Annotated in this window: 14 protein-coding genes and 1 riboswitch; of the genes, 9 read left to right on the top strand and 5 right to left on the bottom strand. The window is 43.1% G+C overall.

Going from position 1 to position 24,121, the window contains the following annotated elements:
- The first annotated feature begins 3 nt into the window (after positions 1 to 3).
- Together CST_RS11060 and CST_RS11055 are read left to right on the top strand one after the other, a co-directional pair.
- Complete coding sequence (locus CST_RS11060) at positions 4 to 957, top strand: AAA family ATPase (RefSeq protein WP_015360000.1); 954 nt, start codon at positions 4 to 6, stop codon at positions 955 to 957.
- Between the two features lie 22 nt (positions 958 to 979).
- Positions 980 to 2,305 (top strand): DUF58 domain-containing protein, encoded by a 1,326-nt coding sequence (locus CST_RS11055; RefSeq protein ID WP_015359999.1) that lies wholly within the window; start codon positions 980 to 982, stop codon positions 2,303 to 2,305.
- On the opposite strand, the gene CST_RS11050 is transcribed toward CST_RS11055, so the two are convergent.
- Both CST_RS11050 and carB read right to left on the bottom strand, forming a co-directional pair.
- On the bottom strand, positions 2,281 to 3,681 hold the full coding sequence (locus CST_RS11050) for an amidophosphoribosyltransferase (protein WP_015359998.1): 1,401 nt from the start codon (positions 3,679 to 3,681) through the stop codon (positions 2,281 to 2,283). The two genes, CST_RS11055 and CST_RS11050, sit on opposite strands and share 25 nt — an antisense overlap.
- A gap of 23 nt (positions 3,682 to 3,704) precedes the next feature.
- Complete coding sequence (gene carB, locus CST_RS11045; RefSeq protein ID WP_015359997.1) at positions 3,705 to 6,938, bottom strand: carbamoyl-phosphate synthase large subunit; 3,234 nt, start codon at positions 6,936 to 6,938, stop codon at positions 3,705 to 3,707.
- A gap of 447 nt (positions 6,939 to 7,385) precedes the next feature.
- Between carB and CST_RS11040 the strand changes: the two genes are divergently transcribed.
- Positions 7,386 to 8,387 carry a polysaccharide deacetylase family protein gene (locus CST_RS11040; protein WP_015359996.1) on the top strand — a complete coding sequence of 334 codons (1,002 nt, stop codon included), beginning with the start codon at positions 7,386 to 7,388 and terminating at the stop codon, positions 8,385 to 8,387.
- 47 nt (positions 8,388 to 8,434) lie between these two features.
- Here the strand turns inward: CST_RS11040 and CST_RS11035 are convergent, their stop codons facing one another.
- Together CST_RS11035 and CST_RS11030 are read right to left on the bottom strand one after the other, a co-directional pair.
- On the bottom strand, positions 8,435 to 9,007 hold the full coding sequence (locus CST_RS11035; protein ID WP_242823553.1) for a hypothetical protein: 573 nt from the start codon (positions 9,005 to 9,007) through the stop codon (positions 8,435 to 8,437).
- Between the two features lie 31 nt (positions 9,008 to 9,038).
- Positions 9,039 to 9,872 (bottom strand): SDR family oxidoreductase, encoded by an 834-nt coding sequence (locus CST_RS11030; RefSeq protein ID WP_015359994.1) that lies wholly within the window; start codon positions 9,870 to 9,872, stop codon positions 9,039 to 9,041.
- 203 nt (positions 9,873 to 10,075) lie between these two features.
- Between CST_RS11030 and CST_RS11025 the strand changes: the two genes are divergently transcribed.
- On the top strand, positions 10,076 to 11,281 hold the full coding sequence (locus CST_RS11025; protein ID WP_015359993.1) for an aminotransferase class I/II-fold pyridoxal phosphate-dependent enzyme: 1,206 nt from the start codon (positions 10,076 to 10,078) through the stop codon (positions 11,279 to 11,281).
- Positions 11,282 to 11,344: 63 nt separating this feature from the next.
- Here CST_RS11025 and CST_RS11020 read toward each other — a convergent pair whose 3' ends face one another.
- Positions 11,345 to 11,722, bottom strand: a complete 378-nt coding sequence (locus tag CST_RS11020) for a universal stress protein (protein WP_015359992.1) — start codon at positions 11,720 to 11,722, stop codon at positions 11,345 to 11,347.
- A gap of 469 nt (positions 11,723 to 12,191) precedes the next feature.
- Positions 12,192 to 12,328: riboswitch (cyclic di-AMP (ydaO/yuaA leader) on the top strand.
- A 107-nt stretch (positions 12,329 to 12,435) separates the two neighbouring features.
- Between CST_RS11020 and CST_RS11015 the strand changes: the two genes are divergently transcribed.
- The 5 genes from CST_RS11015 to CST_RS10995 all read left to right on the top strand — a co-directional run bounded on the left by CST_RS11015 (position 12,436) and on the right by CST_RS10995 (position 24,044).
- Positions 12,436 to 13,833, top strand: a complete 1,398-nt coding sequence (locus tag CST_RS11015; protein ID WP_015359991.1) for a citrate/2-methylcitrate synthase — start codon at positions 12,436 to 12,438, stop codon at positions 13,831 to 13,833.
- Between the two features lie 425 nt (positions 13,834 to 14,258).
- On the top strand, positions 14,259 to 17,258 hold the full coding sequence (locus CST_RS11010) for a PD-(D/E)XK nuclease family protein (RefSeq protein ID WP_015485133.1): 3,000 nt from the start codon (positions 14,259 to 14,261) through the stop codon (positions 17,256 to 17,258).
- Positions 17,251 to 20,532, top strand: a complete 3,282-nt coding sequence (locus CST_RS11005) for a UvrD-helicase domain-containing protein (RefSeq protein ID WP_015359989.1) — start codon at positions 17,251 to 17,253, stop codon at positions 20,530 to 20,532. Before CST_RS11010 ends, CST_RS11005 begins: the two co-directional genes overlap by 8 nt.
- 211 nt (positions 20,533 to 20,743) lie before the next feature.
- Positions 20,744 to 22,516: a sensor histidine kinase gene (locus CST_RS11000; protein ID WP_015359988.1), complete on the top strand. Its 1,773-nt coding sequence runs from the start codon at positions 20,744 to 20,746 to the stop codon at positions 22,514 to 22,516.
- On the top strand, positions 22,491 to 24,044 hold the full coding sequence (locus CST_RS10995; protein WP_237266336.1) for a response regulator transcription factor: 1,554 nt from the start codon (positions 22,491 to 22,493) through the stop codon (positions 24,042 to 24,044). The genes CST_RS11000 and CST_RS10995 overlap by 26 nt, the downstream gene beginning before the upstream one ends.
- The last annotated feature ends 77 nt before the right edge of the window (positions 24,045 to 24,121 follow it).

Here is a 24,121-nt window from a genome sequence, read left to right as displayed (position 1 = left end):
CTAATGGACGGTAAACCATTGGTTAAAGAGAAATATGACGGGCTGATGAATGAACTAAGGAAAGTCATAGTGGGCCAGGATGAATTTCTGGAACAACTGGCAGTAGCGCTGTTTACGGGTGGACATGTGCTGATTGAAGGCGTGCCGGGAATTGGGAAAACCTTGGCGGCAAGGGCTTTGGCCAGGACGCTTAAGTCGGACTTTTCAAGGATTCAGTTTACACCCGATCTTTTGCCTTCGGATGTTACGGGAACAAAAGTGTTTGATGTCAAAAACAGTGCTTTTTATGTGAAAAAAGGCCCTGTTTTTACGAATATATTGCTTGCCGATGAAATAAACCGCGCCACTCCGAAAACCCAGTCGGCACTTTTGGAATGCATGGAAGAAGGAAACGTAACGATTGACGGGGAAACCTACGAACTTCCGAAACCCTTTATGGTTCTTGCCACGATGAACCCGCTGGAGTTTGAAGGAACTTACCCGTTACCCGAGGCACAGTTGGACAGGTTTTTAATGAAACTGAAAGTCAGGCATCTTCCGCCAGAGCAGGAGGAAGTGCTTCTAAAAAAGGTAAATGAGAGCGGGGGCACGATTAGCGCTGACGCTGTTTCGGCCGTTATTGATCCGGATGAATGGGCGCAAATTGTGCAGGAAATAAACAGGGTTTTTGTAAACGAAAACATAATACGCTATATTACTTCGTTAATTTACGTTACCAGGACTTCGCATGCGGTGCTTCTCGGAGCAAGTTCCCGGGCGTCGATAGCGTTGCTTAAATGTGCAAAGACCGTCGCGGCGATTTCGGGGCGGGATTTTGTAATACCTGAAGATGTTACTGAAATGGTAAAGCCTGTGCTGAGGCACAGGATTATAGTTAAGCCTGAGACGGTGCTTGGTAATCTGACCGTTGACGACATTCTGGACGAAATATTAAGGACGGTGGAAGTGCCCAGATAACGACGGTTGGGCGGATGTTTGTATGTTTTTCAGCAAACGGTTTGTTTTACTGGTTTTATTTGGCTTTATACCTGCCGCTTTTTCGCTGATACCTGGCGTTGGAGCATATGCGGCGCTTGCTTACAACTTGGTGCTGGCTGCGCTGCTTATTGTGGATTTTTGCATATCTCCGAAACCCGCGAACCTTGTTTTCAGAAGGGAAACCGGGAGAATTTTGTCCCTTTCCGACTGGAACAGAATTGATCTGTACATAGAAAATCCTTTTAATCACAGGTTCACAATTGAACTCAGGGACAGTGTGCCGGAAAGTTTCGGCGTGGACAGTGAGATACTGAAATTTACGGTAAATCCCGGTGAGATCAGGAATGTATATTACAATGTCAGGCCGGTGAAACGGGGAGAGTTTGAGTTTCCGGATTTGTATGTGAGGTTAACCGGTGTTCTGGGACTGTGCGTCGTTTCAGGAGTGATTAAAATCAGCGACAGGGTAAAGGTGTATCCAAACCTTGGTGATTACAGAAACAGAAATCTTTCAATCACCCGAAAAAACATGGTGTCTGCGGGGATTAAGAAGCTACGGAGCATGGGGGCGGGCACGGAGTTTGAAAGTGTCCGTGAATATGTTCCGGGCGATGATTTTAGATATATTAACTGGAATGTAACGGCAAGAACGGGACAGCTTTACACAAACTATTATGAGCCTGAAAAAAATCAGTATGTATATCTGATGATGGATACAAGCAGGGTTATGGACGAGGAAATAAATGAAATAACCAAGCTGGATTACGCGGTTAATGCTGCGTTCACGGTTGCCGAAACGGTAATAGGCTGCGGTGACAATATAGGGCTTCTGGCTTTTGACAGCGAAATAAGCAGGTTTGTGCCGGCGGCAAAGGGAACAGCGCATTTTCAAAGACTGGCGGAAAGCCTCTACAATATTCAGGCAACCGACACTTATGCCGACTATCATAAGGCTTTTTCATTTTTGCAAAGAGAGCAGAGCAGGCAAAGCCTGGTACTTTTATTCACCGATCCATTTAATTTCGAGCATGCAATGGACATCGTCAGTGCGTGGAAAACCTGTGCGTCCGCCCACAGGGTCATGGTCATATGCATAAAGAATCCTCATCTTTATGATGAGGCGGAGAAGATAATAAGAGTAAACGAAGACATTTTCACAAAAAGCGCGGCGCTTAAGCTGGTGGATGACAGGCTGCGAACATTTTCCGTTCTTGAAAGGTCGGGCGTTTATGTGCTTGAATCGGCCCCCGACAGGTTCACAATAGATGCAGTCAATGGTTATATATCCATGAAGACGGGGTTTTATTCCAAACCGTTCCAGCAATAGGTACACAGGTTTTCATGGGGAAGACCGATTGCATCGAGCATATCGGGAAGAGTCTGATATTTCAGTGTGGTAAAGTTAAGCTGTTTTCCGATGTATTCCACCATGCGGCAGTATCTTTCGGTCCTGTGGTCGCAGTACTCGTCCAGATGGGCGTTACTGTCCCCTTCAAGGAACTGGATCGCTCGCCTTGTAATCAGTTCCATTTCAGATTTTGACCTTGAAAAATTGTGGTATTTGCAGTTAAACAGCAACGGCGGGCAAGCCGAGCGAATATGAACTTCTTTTGCGTTATGGCTGTACAGGAACTGGACGGTTTCCTTCATTTGTGTGCCGCGGACTATAGAATCGTCGCAGAATAAAATTTTTTTACCGTTTATCAGATCCACAATTGGCATAAGTTTCATTTTGGCGATAAGGTTTCTCATTTCCTGGGTTTGAGGTATAAAACTTCTTGACCATGTAGGGGTGTATTTGATAAACGGCCTTACATAGGGTATTTTTGCTTCGTTCGAATAGCCTATTGCATGAGCTACGCCTGAATCAGGGATTCCGGCTACATAGTCAACATCCACTTTGTCATTTCTTGCCATGATCGCACCGTTCCTGTTCCGCATTATTTCCACATTAACGCCTTCATAAGTTGAAGAGGGATAACCGAAATAAACCCACAGGAAAGAGCAAATTTTCATTTTATTCCCGGGCGGATTAAGCTGTTCAATGCCGTCGGGAGTTATAAGCACTATTTCGCCGGGACCGAGCTCATAATGCATGCTGTAACCGAGATTGGCAAAAGCACAGGACTCAAACGAAACGCAATAAGCCCCTTCCTTTTTCCCGATAACAAGCGGGGTTCTCCCCAGACGATCCCGCGCGGCGTATATGCCGTTGTTGGTTAATACCAGCAACGAACATGAACCGTCAATCGTTTCCTGAACACGCAATATACCGTCTTTAATCGTGCTTTCCCGGTCAATTAATGCTGAAACCACTTCGGTCGGATTTATTTCGCCACGCGTCATTTCAAGGAAATGCATCAGATTGGATTTCAAACAGTGGTCAACAAGTTCATCCAGATTATTTATACGTCCGACGGTAGTAATTGCATAATGCCCCAGATGGGAGCGGACAAGCAACGGCTGGGGTTCGTTGTCACTGATGCAGCCTATACCCATATTCCCGCTCATTGAGGACAAATCCACTTCAAATTTCGAGCGGAACTGGACGTTTTCAATATTATGTATTGACCTGGAAAAGGAACGGCCCGACCATACCGCCATCCCACCCCGGCTTGTTCCGAGGTGGGAGTGGTAATCGGTACCGAAATAAAGGTCCATTACACAGTCATTCTTTGAAACAACTCCAAATATTCCTCCCAAGGACAGCACACTCCTTAAACTTGCTATTTGTCAATGTCCGCATGGTAGCCCTGAAGAGACTTTACCTTGTCGTCTTTCTCATGATTTGCCCTGTATGCTGCAATACCTTTAGCACTTGCAAGGGCCGCGGTCATTGTGGTAATATACGGGATTTTATACCTTATTGCGCTTTTCCTTATGTATGAATCATCATGCTGGCTCTGTTTTCCAGCAGGGGTATTCACTATGAGCTGTATTTCCCCGTTGAGGATTAAATCCACAATATTAGGCCTTCCTTCATACATTTTTTTTACTTTCCGGCACTTTATCCCGTTATTCGTAAGATAATTATACGTTCCCTCGGTGGCGATTATTTCAAAATCAAGTTCTGCAAATTTTTGCGCAATCTCAAGAAGGTATGGTTTATCCCTGTCCGCAATGCTCATCAAAACGGCGCCTTTCGTCGGAAGAGGAACCTTGGTTGCCTCCTGGGCTTTGAAATATGCCAGGCCGAACGAGTTGGCAATTCCCAGCACCTCTCCGGTGGAACGCATCTCAGGACCCAGCAGCGGATCAACTTCAGGGAACATGTTAAACGGGAATACCGCTTCCTTAACTCCGAAGTGGGTTATCTTTCTGTGTTTCAATTCGGGTACCGGAGATTTCATGCCCCTTTCTGCGGCAATAATGATTTCGGTGGCAAGCCGCGCCATTTGTATATTGCAAACCTTTGACACCAGTGGTACCGTCCTGGACGCGCGGGGATTTGCCTCAAGCACATAAACCCTGTCGTTGCAGACGGCATACTGAATATTCATTAACCCGACAACCTTTAATTCGTTTGCAATCTTGGCCGTGTATTCGGATATTGTCCGTATATGCTCGGGTTTAAGGCTGATTGGCGGTATTACGCACGCCGAATCCCCTGAATGAATTCCGGCAAGTTCTATATGCTCCATCACCGCAGGTACAAAGGTATTGCTGCCGTCCGACAGAGCATCGGCTTCGGCTTCAATGGCGTTTTCAAGGAATTTGTCTATAAGCAGCGGACGATCGGGGGTAACGCCTTTGGCTTCGGAAACGTATCTTTCAAGCATTTCCTGATCATATATCACTTCCATGCCGCGTCCGCCCAGCACATAAGACGGTCTTACCATTAACGGATAACCGATTCTTTCGGCAATTTCCAGGGCTTCGTTAAGATTGCTTGCCATTCCCGACTCCGGCATCGGAATGTTCAGCTTATCCATCATATGCCTAAACAGATCTCTGTCTTCAGCTGTATCAACCGTTTCAGGGGTTGTGCCCAGGATCCTTACACCGGCTTTTGCAAGTTCCCCGGCAATATTCAGCGGAGTCTGCCCTCCAAACTGGATTATTATTCCGGCCGGCTTTTCATGTTCATAAATGCTTAATACGTCTTCTACCGTAAGAGGTTCAAAATACAGGCGGTCGGATGTGTCGTAGTCGGTTGAGACAGTTTCGGGGTTACAGTTGACAATAATCGTCTCATACCCCAGATCGCGGAGTGCGAAAGCGGCATGGACGCAGCAATAATCAAATTCTATTCCCTGGCCTATGCGGTTTGGACCTCCGCCCAGGACCATAACCTTCGGTTTTGCGTTTGAAGTGCATGTTTCTTTCTTTTTTGAGCCGTTATATGTGGAATAATAATAACAGGCATTTTCAACGCCGCTTACAGGAACTGTATCCCACTCCTGCACAACGCCAAGCCCAATTCTTTGTTTCCGTATTTCTTCTTCGCTTGTGTCCAAAAGCATTGCAATGTATTTGTCGGCAAAACCGTCTTTTTTTGCTTTTATAAGCAATTCATCAGGAAGCCTGGATCCTTTATATTTCAATATTTCTTCTTCCAGCTCAACCAGTTCCTTCATCTGCTGGATGAACCATTTTTTGATATGGGTGATTCTGCTGAGCTGATCAACATCCGCACCTTTGCGCAGCGCTTCATATATTATAAACTGGCGTTCGCTTGAAGGTTCAATCAAAAGATCCAGTAATTCCTTTAACCCCAGTGAATTGTAGTTTTTTGCGAAACCAAAGCCATAGCGTCCGATTTCCAGAGAACGCACGGCTTTCTGAAGGGCTTCCTTGTAATTTTTGCCTATACTCATTACTTCGCCCACGGCTTTCATCTGCGTTCCAAGCTGGTCCTTTGCGTCCTTGAATTTTTCAAAAGCCCAGCGCGGGTATTTAACCACCACATAGTCAGCCGACGGCGTATATTTGTCAAGGGTACCGCCTTTGTAATACGGAATTTCGTCAAGAGTTATTCCTACAGACAGCATTGCTGAAATAAAGGCAATCGGAAAGCCGGTGGCTTTTGATGCAAGAGCTGATGAACGGGATGTGCGAGGATTGATTTCAATAATAACGATCCTGTCTGTCACCGGGTCGTGGGCAAACTGGACATTTGTACCGCCGATTACTTCTATTGCTTCAACGACTCTGAAGGCATATTCCCGGAGCCGTTGCTGCAACTGGGGACTTATTGTAAGCATCGGCGCAACACAAATCGAATCACCCGTGTGTACTCCCATTGCATCAATATTTTCAATAAAACATACCGCCACCATCTGATTTTTGGAGTCGCGAACCACTTCAACCTCAAGTTCTTCCCAACCAAGCACCGATTCCTCAATCAGGATTTGTCCCACCATGCTTGCAGAAATACCACGGCTTGCGACCTGCCTCAGTTCCTCAATGTTATAAACAAGCCCGCCGCCTGTGCCACCAAGCGTATATGCAGGGCGTATAACAACAGGAAAACCAAGCTCAAGGGCGATTCTTTCTGCTTCCTCAACACTGTAGGCAGGCATACTGCGGGGAGTTTCAATACCCAGCTTCCGCATTGTTTCCTTGAATGCTATTCTGTCTTCGCCGCGTTCAATGGCATCAACCTTCACACCAATTACTTCGACGTTATACTTTTCGAGGATTCCTGCTTTTGACAGTTCTGAACAGAGATTTAACGCTGACTGACCGCCCAGATTCGGAAGAAGTGCGTCGGGACGTTCTTTTTCAATGATTTGGGTTAACCGTTCAACGTTCAGGGGTTCAATATACGTGGCATCTGCAATGCCGGGATCGGTCATAATTGTGGCCGGATTGGAGTTTACAAGTACAATTTCGTAACCAAGCTTTTTTAAAGCTTTGCAGGCCTGAGTGCCCGAATAGTCAAATTCGCACGCCTGGCCGATTACAATCGGCCCTGAACCAATAATGAGAATCTTTTTAATATCAGTTCTTTTTGGCATATTATTTAGCTCCTTAACCTATGAAATGTGAGGTTTAATGTTTTGCACAAGCTGTTTAAGCAGACAATAATAAGTCGGTAAAAATGGAAAATGCAATTTTAAGTTTTCAAAATTTCATTTCTAAAACTTTCTAAGTTTATATAATATTATATAATGCAAATTGCTTCAATACACTTTTTAAATAATTTTTGATTTTCCAATCCCATAGACTGTTATCCAAAGATAATAATTCGGTGGGTGGTATGGACCTGACTTTGCATGTCTGGCTTAAAATTCCACCGCCTGCGATTTGGAAAGTAGGGGCGGTGATTTGTACGGAGAAAGCGATCAATAATAAAAATTTTTTAGGGTTATACTGTGCTGACAATCTGTGGTATAATCCTCAATGTGATGTAAAATGGAGCGGCTGATAAGCCGTATTATTTTTTGTTTTAAGGAGATTTTCAAATGGTTAGGTTTTTTTATTTCTGTTTGATATTTTTTCTGATGATAACCCTTTTAAGCGGTTGTAAAACGGTTACGGTTTCGAGAACGATGGAGAATGAGGAAAACAATAAGGTATCTTCCCCTGAAACTTCAGGCTCCGCCTTACCCGAAACCGAATCAAATGCCGTTTCTGAAACTGATGCCAATAAGGCTGAGCCGACGGCATACCCGGAATTTACACCGTCACCTGCGGCCGGACTTTCTGTCACCGTGACCCGGGTTCCAACTCCGGTTTTTACGCCGACTCCGGCTCCCGAACCAGTCTCAGGGACAAGTCCTGCCCAGGATCAGGAGAAAGCCGCTTCTGAGCTGATGTACCCGGTAAAAAGTTTTAATGATGAAACCCGTATTTGCCTTACATTTGACGACGGGGGAAATCAGAAAGCCGTAAAAAAGGTCCTGGAAGTGTTAAAAAAGCACAATGTGAAAGGCACTTTTTTTATAATAGGTAAGTATCTGAAAACCCATGCTGATTTGTGGAAACAGGCCGTTGAGGAAGGCCATATAATATGCAACCATACACAGAACCACGTTTGGCTTACACGGCTCAGCAATGACGAGGCGAAAAAGGAAATAACCGAGTGGGAAGCGAATGCCGCAGAGGTACTGGGACAGGAATATATAGACAGGATGAAACGGGAGTTTCCGTTCATTCGTCTCCCGGGTGGCGCGGGAAATGACAGTGACAGGATATTAAAGCTTGTTTCCGAAATGGGGTATATTCCGGTGGGATGGAATCTGGAAAGCTATTATGCGGTACTCAGGCATCATGATTTAAAGACGGAATCTGTTGATTTATTAGCGGAGGAGGTTCTTGAACATATTTCGAAAAAAGTGACGGGAGGTTCGATAGTCCTTCTGCATTTTAATCCCTATGACACATCAAGGCTGGACGATATAATCAGCGCAATAAAGGAAAAGGGCCTGACGATGCACCTGCTTTCAGAGTGCCTTGATTTTTAGTTTCGATTATTAACGCCGGCATGATTGGTAGTGTTCGGGAAACAATATCAATCCCCGGAGATTTTCCGGAAAATGTCCATTAACCCGTCATATTGTTCCGACAATATTTCAATGAATTCCACCACTTTTCCATCTTTCAGCAGCGGCGGAAAAACTTCATACAGTCTGTCAATAAAAACTTCCTCCACCGGATACTTAACGGGGTCCCGGGTAATGGGGCAAATCCCGAAACTCCTTGGATCCAGCCTGAACTCCACTCTGCTGTATTCATTCAGGTACGGTATTAAAGGAAAGATTCTGCATGACAGCGGACGCTCGTTCCTTGGACATTCCCCGCCGCATACCAGCAACTTTATTACATACCCGTCAGAAAGGACTATATTGGTGTCTTTAACCGAACACCAGCCCTTGCCGGCATATAAATATTCTTCTCCGGGGAAAAGCAGCATTCCGTTGTTATCAGTGCCGGTACAGCATTTTGCGTTGCACAGCTGCCCGCAGTCAAAACTTAAAGGCGTAATGTTTTCCAGCTTTCCCCAGACTTTTTTATACAATTTTTTATACTTTAATTCAGAATTCATAATTCCCTTTCTGTTTTCGCCATGACTCAGCAATTTCAAGTATACAGGTTTATCAAAACCATTGCAAACATTATTTTTTCACGCAGTTGTAATAAGATCGAATAACCGATTCGAAAATTCTTCCGGGCAGTATCCGTTTTGCGGCGACCGAAAGTTTCTGATCAAATTTGCCTATTTTATACCTTAATTTCGGATTTTTACTGTCTATTATTCTGCCTATCACTTCGGCCAGTTTTTCGGGCTCACTTCCATGGGATTCATCGTATTCTATTTTTTCAGTAACCCTGAGAAACATATCCCTGTACGGCGAAGTTTCAAGTGCTGCACCTTTCGCATGAGGTCTGTATTTCTGTGAGCCAGATTTGTGATCGGTGGGTTCAACAATCACGACCTTAATTCCGAAATCCCGGGTTTCAAGGCTGAGTGCCTCAGAAAAACCTTCTATTGCGAATTTTGAAGCGCTGTACGCACATTGGAAAGGTATTGCCAGAAGACCCATTATGGAACTGAAGTTTATTACAAGGCCGTTTTTTCTTTCTCTCATATATGGCAGTACGGCCTTACACATTCTTACCGTTCCGATAAGGTTTGTGTTTATAACCTGTTCGAACTCACACATGGAAATATCCTCCACCGACCCCAAAACCAGCATGGCGGCGCAGTTTACAAGAACGTCTATTTTTCCTTCGGCGTCGATGACGCTCCGGACAAATTCGTTTACCGAGTTTTCGTCGGTGACGTCCAAATACATCTTTTTAAGATTTCCGCTGTCCGGGCTGGAATTTTTAAAGGATCTTGCGCCCGCATAGACGTTATGCCCCATATTTCCAAGATGGTTAGCAACCGCAAGACCCAGCCCCGAAGACGCTCCCGTGACAATTATAACTTTTCCGCTTTGCGGCATGAATAAGCCCCCTTGAACAAATTTTCCATTTCAGAACAATTCTAATACAAACCTTTCAAAAAATCAAAAATATATGGATATTTTAAAAAAGTGTGATACAATATTTTTGTATTTACCTTTGTTTCAGGTATTATGACTTAGTAATAAATGCGGCTTGTAACTTTTTTAACAGCCTGATTCATAAAGGACAAGGAGATGTTGGTATGGACCTGTTTCAAAAATGTTATGATTACACAGCGGCGAAAGAAGCTATGGAAGCTGGGATTTACCCGTATTTTCACTATCTTGAGACCGGCCAGGACACCGAAGTAATTATGGAAGGCCGCCATATAATTATGATTGGGTCAAATAATTACCAGGGACTTACATCAGACAGACGTGTAATAGAGGCCGCTAAGGAGGCTTTGCTTAAATACGGCACGGGATGCTCAGGATCGCGTTTTTTGAACGGAACCCTGAAATTACATATGGAACTGGAAGAAAGGCTGGCTAAATTCCTGAACAAAGAAGCCGCACTGACATTCAGTACCGGTTTTCAGAGTAATCTCGGCATAATTTCGGCGCTTGCGGGGAGAAATGACTATATCATATGTGACAAGGAAAACCACGCGAGCATTTACGATGCCTGCCGTTTGAGCTATGCGAAAATGGTAAGATACGAGCATAACGACATGGAGGATCTGGAGAGGAAATTAAGGGAAATTCCCGATAACAAGGGAAAGCTGATTGTAACAGACGGCGTATTCAGTATGAGAGGCGATATATGCAATCTTCCCGAAATAGTCAGACTTGCCGAAAAATACGGCGCACGGGTTATGGTGGATGACGCCCACGGCCTTGGCGTTATAGGTGAGCATGGCCGTGGAACGGCTGAGTACTACGGCCTTGAAGACAAAGTGGATATCATAATGGGTACTTTCAGTAAGTCTTTGGCGAGCCTTGGCGGATTTATGGCCGCAAGTGAGGAAGTGATCCATTATGTAAAGCATAATTCACGCCCCTTTATCTTCAGTGCGTCAATACCTCCCGCTAACGCCGCTGCAGCTTTGAAAGCCCTCGAAATTATAGAACAGGAGCCGTGGAGGATAAAGAATTTGCTGAGTATTGCAGATTATATGAGGCAGGGGCTAAAAAAAATGGGTATTCCGATACTTGACTCAGAAACCCCGATTATTCCGATAATGACCTATGAGACCGAAAGGACATTTTTGGCTACGAAAATGCTTTTTGAAGAGGGGGTTTACGTAAATCCTGTAATAGTTCCCGCTGTACCGCCCGGGCAGTGCCTACTCAGAACGAGTTATACTGCAACGCACACAAAAGAGCAGATGGACAGGGCTATGGAGGCGATAGGCAAAGTATTTTCAAAGCTTCCGCCGGTAAAACCGAAAGAAGGAAAAGCAAATTAAACGTTTTAAGCAAAAATAAAAGGACTGTATTAATCATTACAGTCCTTTTTGCTTATGTATAACCTAAGGTATAACCTCAATGTTTATTTCGTCCTTTAGCAGGTTGCAGAGCTGTTTGTAGAATTTGTTTTCCTGTTCATTATTCGACTGCCCGAGTACAATTAAGTCTATTCCGTTGTTTTTTGCAAAGTCTGCTATGGTTTTTGATATATTGTCCGATCTTAATACTGTCATATCTGCATTGTATTCCTTCGAGACCTTAAAAAGATATTCAAGGGCTTCGCTTTCACGGCTGTTGTCAAGAATATTCCATGAATTTTTTGCAACATGCAGGACACGAAGATTTCCGTTTTTTGCTTTAAGTTTGGATGCGGCTTTTATGAGTCTTTCGCAGGTTTTTTGTTTGGTGACGCACACTAATACATTCTGATATAAACTCAACTGGATCTACCTCTTTTTCATTCGTTTTTGAAAAGCCATACACTAAAATTATAACAGAAAAAGATTTAGAATTTCTTAACTTATTGTGAATTGTTTGTTACTAAATATTACAATGTTGTCTTTGCCCAATGCGCCGGACAACGGAAGTTTCGGTATTTCGGCGCTGTAAGAAGATCTGAAAAAACACCGATGCCAAAGCCGTGGTGACATCGGATTTCATTATATAAAACAAAACTGGTGTCGAAATGTTACATTTAAATAAATAAATTCCACATTACAACTGATGACCATAAATTTTCCCCAATCTGATCATTAAAATAATGAACACAAAATTATTAATAACCCAATATTTGCAATGAAAGGAATTCGGGAAAATTTTCATTTCGGAGTTCCCGTTACATCCAAGTTTTTGTTTGACAAAGAGTATTGCATATAGTAAAATAATGATACGATCGGTGTTTTTATCTTAAAATTGTATAGGCTTAATTCACATATAGTGAAGCGGGGGAACCAATTTTTTGGGGCGAATTCCTTTCTAAAAGGATAGGGTAACTCTTTCAGCCCGAGCCCGGCAGCTAACCTCGTAGGCCTTGAAAGAGGGGTATAGCACATAACCATGGATATACTCCATGGTTTTTTTATACACAACAGCTAAAATTCTTACTTTTATTACACAAATTGTAATTTATTATTTTGGTTTAAGGAGGTGTAACATGGACGGAATTAAGAAAAGAAAACATGCCTTGCTTGAGGAATACGCTTCAATAGCGGAGAAAAGCAACAGAATTGATCCCGAACTCTATATTAAGTACGACGTGAAAAGGGGCCTGAGGGACATAAACGGGAAAGGCGTTTTGGCAGGGCTCACCGAAATTGGTGAAGTAACGGCGTCATATGTCAACGAAAAGGGCGAGACTGTTCCGGGGCCGGGTAAATTAATTTACAGAGGCATGGACATAAAGGACATAGTCAACGGGTTCCTGTCGGAAGGCAGGTTCGGTTTTGAAGAAGTGGCGTATTTGTTGCTTTTCGGAGAGCTACCCACGATAAACGAACTGAACGAGTTTAAATCTTTGTTGGCGGAATACAGGAAGCTGCCTCCGTCCTTTGTGGAAGACGCCATTATGAAGCTGCCAAGCAGGGATGTTATGAACATTCTGGCAAGAAGCGTGCTTGCGTTATATACTTATGATGATCAGGCTGATGACATATCCATCAGCAATGTTATAAGGCAGTGTCTGCAGTTAATAGCTCAAATCCCTCTTTTGGCCGTTTACGGGTATCAGGTGCTGGCTCATTATCACCAGAAAAAGAGCCTTGTGATCCACGTCCCGAAACGCAGGTATTCCACTGCCGAGAATATTCTTCATCTTTTGCGGCCGGATTCAAAATTTAGCCATCTTGAAGCCGTGATTCTGGATTTATCCCTGGTTTTGCACGCAGAACACGGCGGGGGAAACAATTCCACCTTTGCCACCCATGTAATAACATCAACCGGAACCGATACCTATTCCACAATAGCGTCTTCAATATGTTCGCTGAAAGGACCAAGGCACGGCGGAGCGAATGTAAAGGTTGTTCAGATGTTTGAAGATATGAAACAAAATGTCAGAGACTGGGACAATGAAGGCCAGATAAGAGATTACCTCAACAAATTACTGAATGGCGAGGCTTTTGACAGAAGCGGCCTGATCTATGGTGTGGGCCATGCGGTGTATTCCGTATCCGATCCAAGAGCCGAGATACTGAAAGAATATGCAAGGGAGCTTGCGAAGGAAAAGGGCTTTGAGGAAGAATTCAGACTTTATGAAAAAGTGGAACGAATTGCGCCTGAAGTTATTGCGGAAAAAAGGAAAATCTACAAAGGCGTAAGCATCAATGTGGATTTCTATTCAGGATTTGTTTACAGGGCGCTTAACATTCCTGAAGAGCTGTTCACCCCGCTCTTTGCAGTGGCAAGAATTGTAGGCTGGAGCGCCCATCGAATAGAAGAATTGGTGAATAAGGGCAAAATAATAAGGCCGGCTTATAAGAGCATAGCACCTCAAAGAGAATATGTGCCTCTCAGTATGAGAAATGCCAAAATGGACAGCCTTGCAGGCAATTTATAAACTTAACTTGCCGATTTACAATACAATATGGCCATGGCATGTTACAGGGGACTTGTTTTTTCCGAAATCACGCACTCGGTTCCGGGTATTTTGAAATTTTTCCTCTGATATGCATGGCCATAATCATGATTTCGGCGTATATTTCCGTATATGACTTCTCCGGGTGTTTAAACATCTTATTATTCAGTTATCCAAAGTTTTATTGCAATATTCCAAAGTCTGCTGCGTTGGGTCAGCCCGACAGGCTGTATCATCACCGTTTTCGTCCGACTTGTCTGCCCATGAAGAGTTTTTTACGCCAGTTACGGTTATTTTTCTCTCAACAGAATTACGGTTTTATAGTAATATTAATATATAGCCTAAATGTCCTTCAGCATGCTTGTGGTTACCGGTTCGAAACTTCCAACGGACAGGAGACATTAACAATGATAGATGCTTTGGCTGCCGTATGCACTGATAATCTGTTAAGGAACAAAATACTTATCGTACCGTCATATTCGGTGGGGCGGAATATTATCACATCCCTTGCGTCGTCAAAAATCCCGGTGTTCAATCTGAGAGTTGAGACGGTTCAGGGGCTGGTGCATGAATTTGGCATGCCGCTTTTAAGCGGCAGAAATGAAATACTAATCGATGATACGGTATCACGCCGGGAAATGTTTTCAGTTATATATAAAATGAAACGCAATAACGAGTTTGAGTATTTCACCGATATACAGCCGACACCTTCAGTTGCGGATATTATATGGAACGCCGTAATGGAAATCAAATATGCAGGTTTGGATCCCGACTCTCTTGATGAAACTTTGTTTGTTTCCCCGGAAAAAGCGAGAGATATTAAAAATATAATTAAAAACTATGATTTGTTGCTCAAAGCAGAAAAAATGACCGATTATCCGGGGCTTATACAAATGCTTCTGGAAAGCGGGGTATCGAGCAGGGAGGTGTTGCTGCTCGTTCCTAACAGCCTTAAACTTCGTTTTATTGAAAGAAAATTTATTGATAAGGCATTCAGCCCGGTTAAGGTAATTTACGACGAGCCTGTCGCAGGCATGGATGCGCCGAGGTCATATTACCGCCGGGAATATCCTGAAGAGAAAAAATCCTCCTCTGTATTTGCCAGTTTGTTTTCTCCGGATGAGCGCAGGACAAATAACTGCTTAAACAATATTCGCATAATGAAAGCCTACGGTGAAAGCAACGAGGTTGAAGCCGTGATGCGGGACATTGTGGAACGAAAAATACCCTTTGACAGTGTATGTATTTATACATCTGCAATGGAGCCCTATGCCCAGCTGTTATACCAGAAAGCAATGCTTCTCGGCATAGATGTTACGTTCGGTTTTGGCATTAGCGTTTTAAACTCAAGGCCCGGAAAGGCCTTTAATGCCCTAATTCAGTGGATGGCTTCAAATTATCAGGTATCTTGTCTGACAGGAATGCTTTATCAGGAACTGATAGAGATACCCGGGGAAAACGGCTGGACAATAACCCCGTTTCAGGCGGCGAACGCGTTAAGGGTTTCGGGAATTGGCTGGGGAAGAGAAAGGTATCTTCCTGTTCTCGATGAAAAAATAACGCTTCTTCAAAATGAAAGCAGTCCGGATGATGAAAAAGCGCAAAACAGGATTAAAGTATTTGCCATTCTCAGGGGTTTTGCAGAGACCGTGCTGAACATGCTTCCCGAGTCAAATGACGGAATGGTTTACCTGGATAAACTCGCAAAGGGGATATCGGATTTTATCAGTTCATTTGCCCAGGTGAAAAGCGTGATGGACGCAGAGGCTAAAAAGGCAATAACCGAAAGGCTTGAGCTGATTTCAACGGGACTGTTGGTTGAGTTTGATGAAGGGCTTCGGATTATTGAGCATTATATCGGTGGTATCCGGATAAGAGTATCCGGACCGGAAAAAGGGCATATCCATCTTACCGATTTCGATGGCGGTTTTTATATAAACCGCCGCAATCACTATTTCATCGGTTTTGACGCGGACAGATTCCCGGGAAGAGCGGGGGAGGATCCCGTTTTACTTGATGTGGAAAAGCAAAGAATCTCGGAACATATAGCCACAAACAGGGACAAGCCCGCTGAAAACTTATACAGGCTTGTTCAGTTACTGGCAGCGACAGAGGGGAATGTGACAATTACATATTCAGCCTTTGATACGGCGGAAAACAGGGCCAAAATACCCTCGCCGTTTGTGCTTCAGGTTTACAGGATGATCAGTGGAAATGTTTCTGCCGACTATTCTGATTTAAAAAATTATCTTGACGATACCAAAGGATATACCTCGGACAACGCCCTCGATGAGACGCATTTTTGGCTTAATGTGTACTGTAAAGGTTTTTCGGCGGAGAATTTGAACAAATCGGTTACCGAATGCTATCCTCATTTGAAACACGGGATAAACGCGTGGAACTGCCGCTGGAGTGACAGATTGACCTGTTATGACGGGTATGTCGGGAAACTGAATCTGTATAAGGAAAATGAAGTGTTTTCTGCAAGCCGGCTTGAGTTTTTGGCAAAATGCCCGTATCAGTATTTCCTGCGTTATGTTCTGAACGTGTCACCACCCGAGGAACCGGTATATGATCCTGAAAAGTGGCTTGATCCCTTACAGAAGGGCTTGCTTTACCATGCTGTTTTCGAACGGTTTTACAAGACGTTAGCAGAAAAAAACGAGAAACCGTCTAAAGAGGCTCACTGTTCGCTTATACTTAAAATTGCCGAAACGGTGATCGACGAATTCAGGAGACAAATCTCGCCTCCGAACGATGTCGTGTTTGACATTGAAAAAAGGGATATTCTTGAATCATGCCTGATTTTCCTGGCGTCTGAAGAAGAGAATTATGACGGAGGCATACCTGTTGAATTTGAACTTGCATTCGGGCTGGACGACAACGGTTACCCTCCGGTGGAAATCCGTCTTGGAGGAGAAAGAACACTTCTGTTGTCGGGAAAAATCGACAGGGTTGATAAACTGGATGAAAACATTTACAGAATAGTGGACTATAAATCAGGAGGAACTTACGGTTTCAGCGACAGGGATTTTTTCAAGCAGGGAAGGCAGCTTCAGCATGCTTTGTATGCCTATGCCTTGGAAGTACTGCTCAGAAACAAAAATAATGCCGGAGACGTAAAAGTAAGAGAGGGGGTCTATCTGTTCCCCACAAGGAAAGGTGAGGGCAGGCGTTTTATCCGCGTTCAGCGGGATCGGACCAAACTAATAAAACTGCTTAACAACCTTTTTGACATTATTGAGGAAGGGGTGTTCGCCCCGACCGAAAATACCGACGACTGCCATTGGTGTGACTACCGGCAGGTGTGCCGCGTTCACAGGCTCGTGAATGTGATACAGGCCAAAAGAAATGATCAGGACGTTTCTGCTCTTGTGGCGTTAAGGGGGCTTAGAGACTATGAATGAAAAGGTAATCCCGGATATTGACGAAAGAAATCAGATAGTAAATGAACTTGATAAAAATATGCTTGTGGAAGCGGGAGCCGGATCTGGAAAGACTACAAGCATTGTAAACCGTATGGTAAGCCTTGTAATTTCGGGAAAATGCAAAGTGGAAAACATGGCCGCGATAACATTTACCAGAAAAGCGGCGCAGGAGCTGAAAGAGCGCTTTCAGAACGAACTGGAAAGACGGTACCGTGAGGAGGAAAATACAGCGATTAAAAGCGCTCTTAAAGAAGCGCTGGAGAATATGGAAAAGAGTTTTATAGGGACAATACATTCCTTCTGTGCTTCATTGCTGAGGGAAAGACCTGTCGAAGGCGGTGTTGATCCCGATTTTGAGGAAATGGACGAATTGACCGATAAACTTATGCATAAACAGGCATGGCAGCAGTATTTGCTTGATATCAGGAAGGATTTTCCCGAAAAGCTGGCAGAACTCAATGATATCGGAATTAAGCCTGCGGACATGGAAGAGATTTTCAATCTTCTGACCGAATATCCCGATGTGGAGGTTGTGCGAAGCCGTATTCAAAAGCCCGACTTAATGCCTGTTGTTAAAGAACTTAAAAAACTTCTGTACAGGGCAAGGCATTACATCCCGAAAACCGAACCTGAAAAGGGGTATGACAGTCTTCAGTCAAAAATCATGGATTCGGTCCGAATGCTCAGTTATTTTGACATGGATACTGACATTAACAGGGTCAGTATACTTGAAAGGTTTGAAAACGAGCAGAGAGTGATTCTGAACAGGTGGCTTTGTGACAGCGCAACAACAAAGCAGATTCAGGGAGAGTTTAATACCATTGCTCAAACACAAATAAAACCTGCTTTGCAAAAATGGCGGGAATATTGTCATGATGTAGTGATGAGCTTTCTGCTTCCTGCGGTGGAGTATTACGAAAATCTTAAAGCCAGGCGGTCGGGGCTTAACTTCCAGGACTTGCTTTTAAAAACAGTTAACATGCTTAAAAACCATCCCGAAGTCAGGCTGTACTTCCAGAATAAATACCGTTGCCTTCTGATAGACGAATTCCAGGATACCGATCCCATTCAGGCCGAGCTGATGTTTATGATTACAGGGCAGGACATAAATGAAAAGCAGTGGCATAAACTTGTTCCCCACCCCGGTTCCCTTTTTGTTGTCGGGGATCCGAAACAGTCCATATACAGATTCAGAAGGGCGGATATCGATATATACAACCGCGTGAAACAGATATTTTTGCAAACCGGCGGAAGTGTGGTGAAACTGACAACCAGTTTCCGCTCAATGGATACTTTGGGGATATGGTTTAACCGGGTTTTTGAGAATCTGCTGTCGGGCGGGGAGACTGCCTGCCAGGCCGAATTTTCTCCTCTGAATGCCGTTAATGAGAATGCCGCCGGGTGTGACTCGGGTGTAAGGGTTATAAAAATACCCGGAGAATTTGAAAAAAAGCAGGAGATAATTGAAACCGACGCAGAGTATATTGCGCGGATTATCCGAAACGCCGTTGACAATGGAGGAATAAAACTCTACAGAACCCCGCAGGAGAAGGCAAAAGGTCTTTCTGAAAAACCGGAATACAGGGATTTTCTAATCATTCTGCGTTACAAGGACGGAATGGAAGTTTATGCAAAAACGCTGAAAAAGTACGGTATCCCGGTACAGATGTCGGGCGGCAGTCTGCTTTCCGATGTGGAGGAATTAAAGGAGTTTATTATACTTCTTAAGTTTTTGCGGGATCCCGAAAACCAGGTCCTGCTTGTTGCCGTGCTTAAAGGGATATTTTTTGGCATCAGCGACAAAGCTCTGGCGGAATACAGACTCTGTGGAGGCGTTTTCAGGCCTTATGCCGAAATTCCGGCAGATTTGCCCGAAGAGATCGCATCCTTGTTCAGGACTGCATATGAGAAACTTTTGATGTACCTTAACTGGACGAGAAATAATCCGCCGGTAACCGCTTTTGAAAAAATTGCGCAGGATATAGGGTTAATCCCGCTGGTTCTTGTCGGGACAGAAGGTCAGACAGGCTGCGGGTATATAATAAAAATTCTGGAAATACTGAGACGCAATGCCGTTTCAGGTTTCAGCGATTTCAATTCAATGGTTGATCGGCTCGACGCAATAGTAAATGCGAATTTGGACGAAGAGCTTGATATAACCGGTGAAGAGCGCAATGCGGTAAGGATTATGAATCTCCACAAGGCAAAGGGCCTTGAAGCCCCTGTGGTTTTTCTCGCCAATCCTTACAAAAAACCGAACATTGCTCCCGATTACCATATTCAAAGAGCCGAAAACAAATCGGTCGGCTATTTCGTTATAAAAAAGAAAACAGGCGAATTTCAGCCTAAAAGGATTTTGGCTCAGCCTTTGAACTGGGCGGAATATGAGGCCGCTGAGACCCGATACCTGAATGCCGAGGAAACCCGTCTTTTGTATGTTGCCGCAACAAGAGCCAAAAATCTGCTTTTTATTTCCTGCTGTGAAAAAAACAACAACAAAAACCCATGGGAACCGTTGCTTGACTTTACCGATACCAGCAAGGACGTTTATGAAATACCTGAAATACCTGTTCCTAAGCCTGATTACCCCAAATCATCAGTATATATAAAAAGGAAGGAACTTGAAGAATATACGAAACATGTGAAGGAACTGATTAACACCGCTGAAAGACCGACATACATGGAGCTGGCTGTGACCGACGTAATAAGCGAAGATCCGCTTCCTGCCGTAAAGGGCGGCCTTGGCCCTGAGTGGGGAAGCGCCATGCACGAAATTATTGAAAGGCTGGTAAGGGATGAAGCATATTACGGCAACTGCATGGATTTAATACTTAAGCGGTATGGATTTACGGAACCGGAGCATGGCAAACAGGCCGAGAAACTGATAAAGGAATTTAAAGAAAGCGAACTTTATTCACGAATACTGAACGCTGAGCTGAAATTAACCGAAATTCCTTTTGCGATCCGGCTGGAAAGTGGCGACGCAGTATATGAAAAACTGGGCATAAATGATTCACTGCCTGTAATTCTGCATGGTAAAATTGACCTTGTCGTCAAGGAGAAAGACGGGTGGGCCGTAATTGATTATAAAACTAACCATTATGAAACAGAAGAACAATTAAATTTACTCATTAGGCATTATTCAAAACAAATTGAAATTTACTGCTCCGTTCTGGAAAAGATCCTGAATGAGAAGGCTGTAAGCGGTGAACTGTATTTTACCGGCCATGGTCTTGTAAAAGTTGTGCCTTAACGGCAATCCATATTATTTCGATATAGTAAACGGATAACTGTGAAACCTTTTCGCCATGTTTTAAACAGGCATATGAGTTTTAAGCAACGGCAGGAGGAACAGTCAGGTGCTGTCGGTTGCCGCAAACATGTGAGAGAAAAAATTCCTTAACAGAAACGGCAAAAAGGGGGACAGACAGAAAAATTCCGCATTTTGAAGGACAGGGTTCTCTATGTTCCGGTTCAAAAATCAGTTATCCATTAAGAAAAAGCTTATTCTGATTAATATTATTGTTGCCATAGTACCGGTAATTGCCTTTGCAGTTCTTTTAACAGATGTTTATGACGATTCGGTTAATAAAAGAACCGAAAAAAGTGTGGAGGATTCAAGCAAAATAATTGCATCACGCATTACGCGGGTTTTACGGGATGCTGAAAACTGCTCGAATTATTTAACCGTTAATATTAATAAAGCTTTTGAAGAACAACTGAGCCAGATGTCGCAACAAAACGTGTTAAATTACCAGAAAGCTATATCCAATGAATTGTATGTCTCCAAGATTATCTTTGATGAAATTGATTCGGTGGCTTTTTACAGTGTGGATGGCAACTTTTATGTTTCAGACTATTCCATGCTGAAAAACATTGAGAGATTCAGGGACAGCCCTATTTTGCGTAAATTGGAAGCTACTACGGGCAAATCAATATGGTTTCCTTATGAGAAACGCGAGTATATGGTCCGGGATGCAGACCGGCCGGTGCTTACACTTGGTAAAAAGGTTATACGGATAAATTCGGGCGAACCTTTGGGATATTTGATTATTAATGTTAGTATCGGTTCCATAGAACGGAATTTGGAAAATCAGCTGATTAGCTACTTTCTTCTGGATGATAATAACCGGGTTATAAGTTACGGGATTTGTTCTGAAACCCTCAACGAGCGGGATGCTTTGGATTTGATTGATAAATCCGCACGAAACGTAATACAAAGGCATAAAGGCAGGAAATATTTCATATCGCGTTACAGGATTGAAGATTACCAATGGACGCTGATAGCTATAACCGATCTGGATAAATTCAATGTGGATGCAAAGAGAATATTTTATCTTGTTATTGTGGTCGCAACGGTGGCAACTTTATTGGAAATTGCGCTTTCAGGTTATCTTACCTCCAGAATAACCGAGCCGCTTATGAAACTCAAAAAAGGCGCGGAAGAAATTGCAAAAGGGAATATGAAAATCAGGTTCAATTTTAAAACAGGGGATGAAATCGGTCAGTTGGGAAAGAGCTTTAATTATATGACCGAAAAGGTGGAAGAGTTACTTAAAAAGGTGGACTACGAAGCCCGGAAAAAACGGGAATACGAACTTTCTTTGCTGCACCAGCAGGTAAAACCCCATTTTTTATATAACACCCTTGATATCATAATAAAACTGATAGAAATGAATAAAAACGGTGAAGCAAGAAGGGCAACCAGCAAGCTGGCCGATTATTACCGAAATTCATTGTCAGACAGGAAGGAAATAATTACAGTCGGACAGGAGATAAGAATTGTTGAGGATTATCTGGAATTACAGAAAATCAGGTACGGTGATTTGTTCACTTATGAAATCGACGTCGACGCGGAAATTGAAAATATGCTGATACCAAAGCTTACCCTTCAGCCTCTGGTTGAAAATGCAATATATCATGGAATAAAGTATCTGGACAGGACTGGAAATATAACAATTACCGGAAGAATGGAAGAAGATTATGTTATCCTTTCAGTTGAGGATAACGGCGTAGGAATGAAGAAAGAGACATTGGAATCCATATTGTTAAATAATGTTGAAGGCCATTTTGGCGTATACAGTGTAAACCACAGAATAAAGCTTATGTTTGGCGATAAATATGGAATTTCAGTAAACAGCACCGAAGGATTGGGAACAAAGGTGGACATCAGGCTTCCAAAAGAACAGGAGGGAGTTTTGAAACAGGGAAATGATGAAGATAATGATTGTGGATGACATGCCTGTTTTCCGGGAATATCTCAGAAATTTCATAGACTGGAATGCATACGGATTTGAAATATGCTGTGAAGCAAAAGACGGAAAAGAGGCGCTGGAACTTTATGAAAAATACCTTCCCGATATTGTGCTGGCCGATATTGTAATGCCGTATTATGACGGACTTCAGCTGTCGGAAATGCTGCTGGCTGAAAATCCGGATTTGTCAATTATACTTATAACCGGCAACAGTGAATTTGAATACGCAAGAAAGGCAGTGAAGCTGGGAGTATGTGATTTCATAGTCAAGCCTTTTGAAAAGGAAGAGCTTATAATTTCCCTGCTGAAACTTCAGGATAACGTTAACAGACACCTTGAGGAACAGAATGAAAAAGAGGAAATACAAATAAAACAAAAGGAGGATTTCTTAAGGAAACTCATTTATTCAAACAATCCCGGCAGCCAGTATGAGTCCGGCATATTCCCGTCGGAATACTTTTTGGTCGCTACCGTGAAAACAGAACTGCACGAGAATAAGGTAAACCCGGACAATATTGTCAAATGGAGACATATTTTATATGAGCTGCTTCATAACATGATAAAAATTAACGGCGTGTTTGAAATCTTTTATGACTATGAGGGCAATATAGTGACAATACTAAACTTCCTCGACAAAAAAGACATGGAAAATTATGCCGCGTACGAATTTAAAGATTTGATTGATCTTGCCAGAAAGCACCTGGGGTTTAACATTTCCGTCGGTATCAGTGATTACTGTTACCGAATTTCGCAAATAAAGGACGCCTATTACCAGACAATACAGGCGCTCAGTGTTTCATACAATCTGCGAAAATCCGGGATATTTGATTATAGAAAAATGAGACTGAATGCCAATCAGGAATTTTATTCATGGAAAATTATCGATGATATATATTATAGTCTTGACGCACTGGACTATGAGAGGATTGAAAGGTTAATTTCCGCTGAACTGGACAGAATCAGGGAATACGAAAATCCCAAATTTGCCCCGATGATATATATGAGTCTGTTAAGTCTGCTTTTTTCATACATAGTAAAAAACGGAAGGAATATAGATGACATTTTCGGAAAAGACTTTTATCCCTACACAATGCTGACGGGTAACATGCCATACACGAAAAAACGGGAATTTATATACGACTGTTACAAAAAGACTGTGGAATTCAAAAAAGAAAACACCGACAGTGCGGAAGCCGTAATTGCCGAAAAGGCAAAATTGTACATAGACAGTCATTTCCATGAGCCGGATCTTACGGTGGCGGATATTTCAAAAAAACTCCATGTAAATCAGACATATCTCAGGAGAATGTTTAAGTCAGCATATAATATGACGATGAGCAGCTATATAACCGCAGTGCGAATGAAAAAAGCGCGGGAACTGATTATGGAGGGGCGGCAGAAACTTTCAAGCATTTCATGCAGCGTCGGGTATAATGATGTAAGTTATTTCACCAAATGCTACAAGAAATTTTTTGGTTATTTACCCAGCGCAACGAAAAATAAATTTTGAATATTACCAAACAATTTTGAAATTTCCGTTGTTTACAATACAGAATGCCTCTAAACTAGACCTTGGGGGGTTTGGAA

Origin of the sequence: Thermoclostridium stercorarium subsp. stercorarium DSM 8532 (assembly GCF_000331995.1) — a bacterium.
Taxonomy (GTDB): domain Bacteria; phylum Bacillota; class Clostridia; order DSM-8532; family DSM-8532; genus Thermoclostridium; species Thermoclostridium stercorarium.
The sequence above is the reverse complement of the archived record's forward strand: the minus strand, read 5'-3'. Positions and strand labels throughout refer to the sequence as shown.

Bases quoted from the DNA above. Each gene is read 5' to 3' on its own strand.
- CST_RS11040 (WP_015359996.1), top strand. From the start codon at position 7,386: ATGGTTAGGTTTTTTTATTTCTGTTTGATATTTTTTCTGATGATAACC.
- CST_RS11000 (WP_015359988.1), top strand. From the start codon at position 20,744: ATGTTCCGGTTCAAAAATCAGTTATCCATTAAGAAAAAGCTTATTCTG.
- CST_RS11005 (WP_015359989.1), top strand. From the start codon at position 17,251: ATGAATGAAAAGGTAATCCCGGATATTGACGAAAGAAATCAGATAGTA.
- CST_RS10995 (WP_237266336.1), top strand. From the start codon at position 22,491: ATGATGAAGATAATGATTGTGGATGACATGCCTGTTTTCCGGGAATAT.
- CST_RS11010 (WP_015485133.1), top strand. From the start codon at position 14,259: ATGATAGATGCTTTGGCTGCCGTATGCACTGATAATCTGTTAAGGAAC.
- CST_RS11055 (WP_015359999.1), top strand. From the start codon at position 980: ATGTTTTTCAGCAAACGGTTTGTTTTACTGGTTTTATTTGGCTTTATA.
- CST_RS11030 (WP_015359994.1), bottom strand. From the start codon at position 9,872: ATGCCGCAAAGCGGAAAAGTTATAATTGTCACGGGAGCGTCTTCGGGG.
- CST_RS11015 (WP_015359991.1), top strand. From the start codon at position 12,436: ATGGACGGAATTAAGAAAAGAAAACATGCCTTGCTTGAGGAATACGCT.
- CST_RS11060 (WP_015360000.1), top strand. From the start codon at position 4: ATGGACGGTAAACCATTGGTTAAAGAGAAATATGACGGGCTGATGAAT.
- CST_RS11025 (WP_015359993.1), top strand. From the start codon at position 10,076: ATGGACCTGTTTCAAAAATGTTATGATTACACAGCGGCGAAAGAAGCT.
- carB (WP_015359997.1), bottom strand. From the start codon at position 6,938: ATGCCAAAAAGAACTGATATTAAAAAGATTCTCATTATTGGTTCAGGG.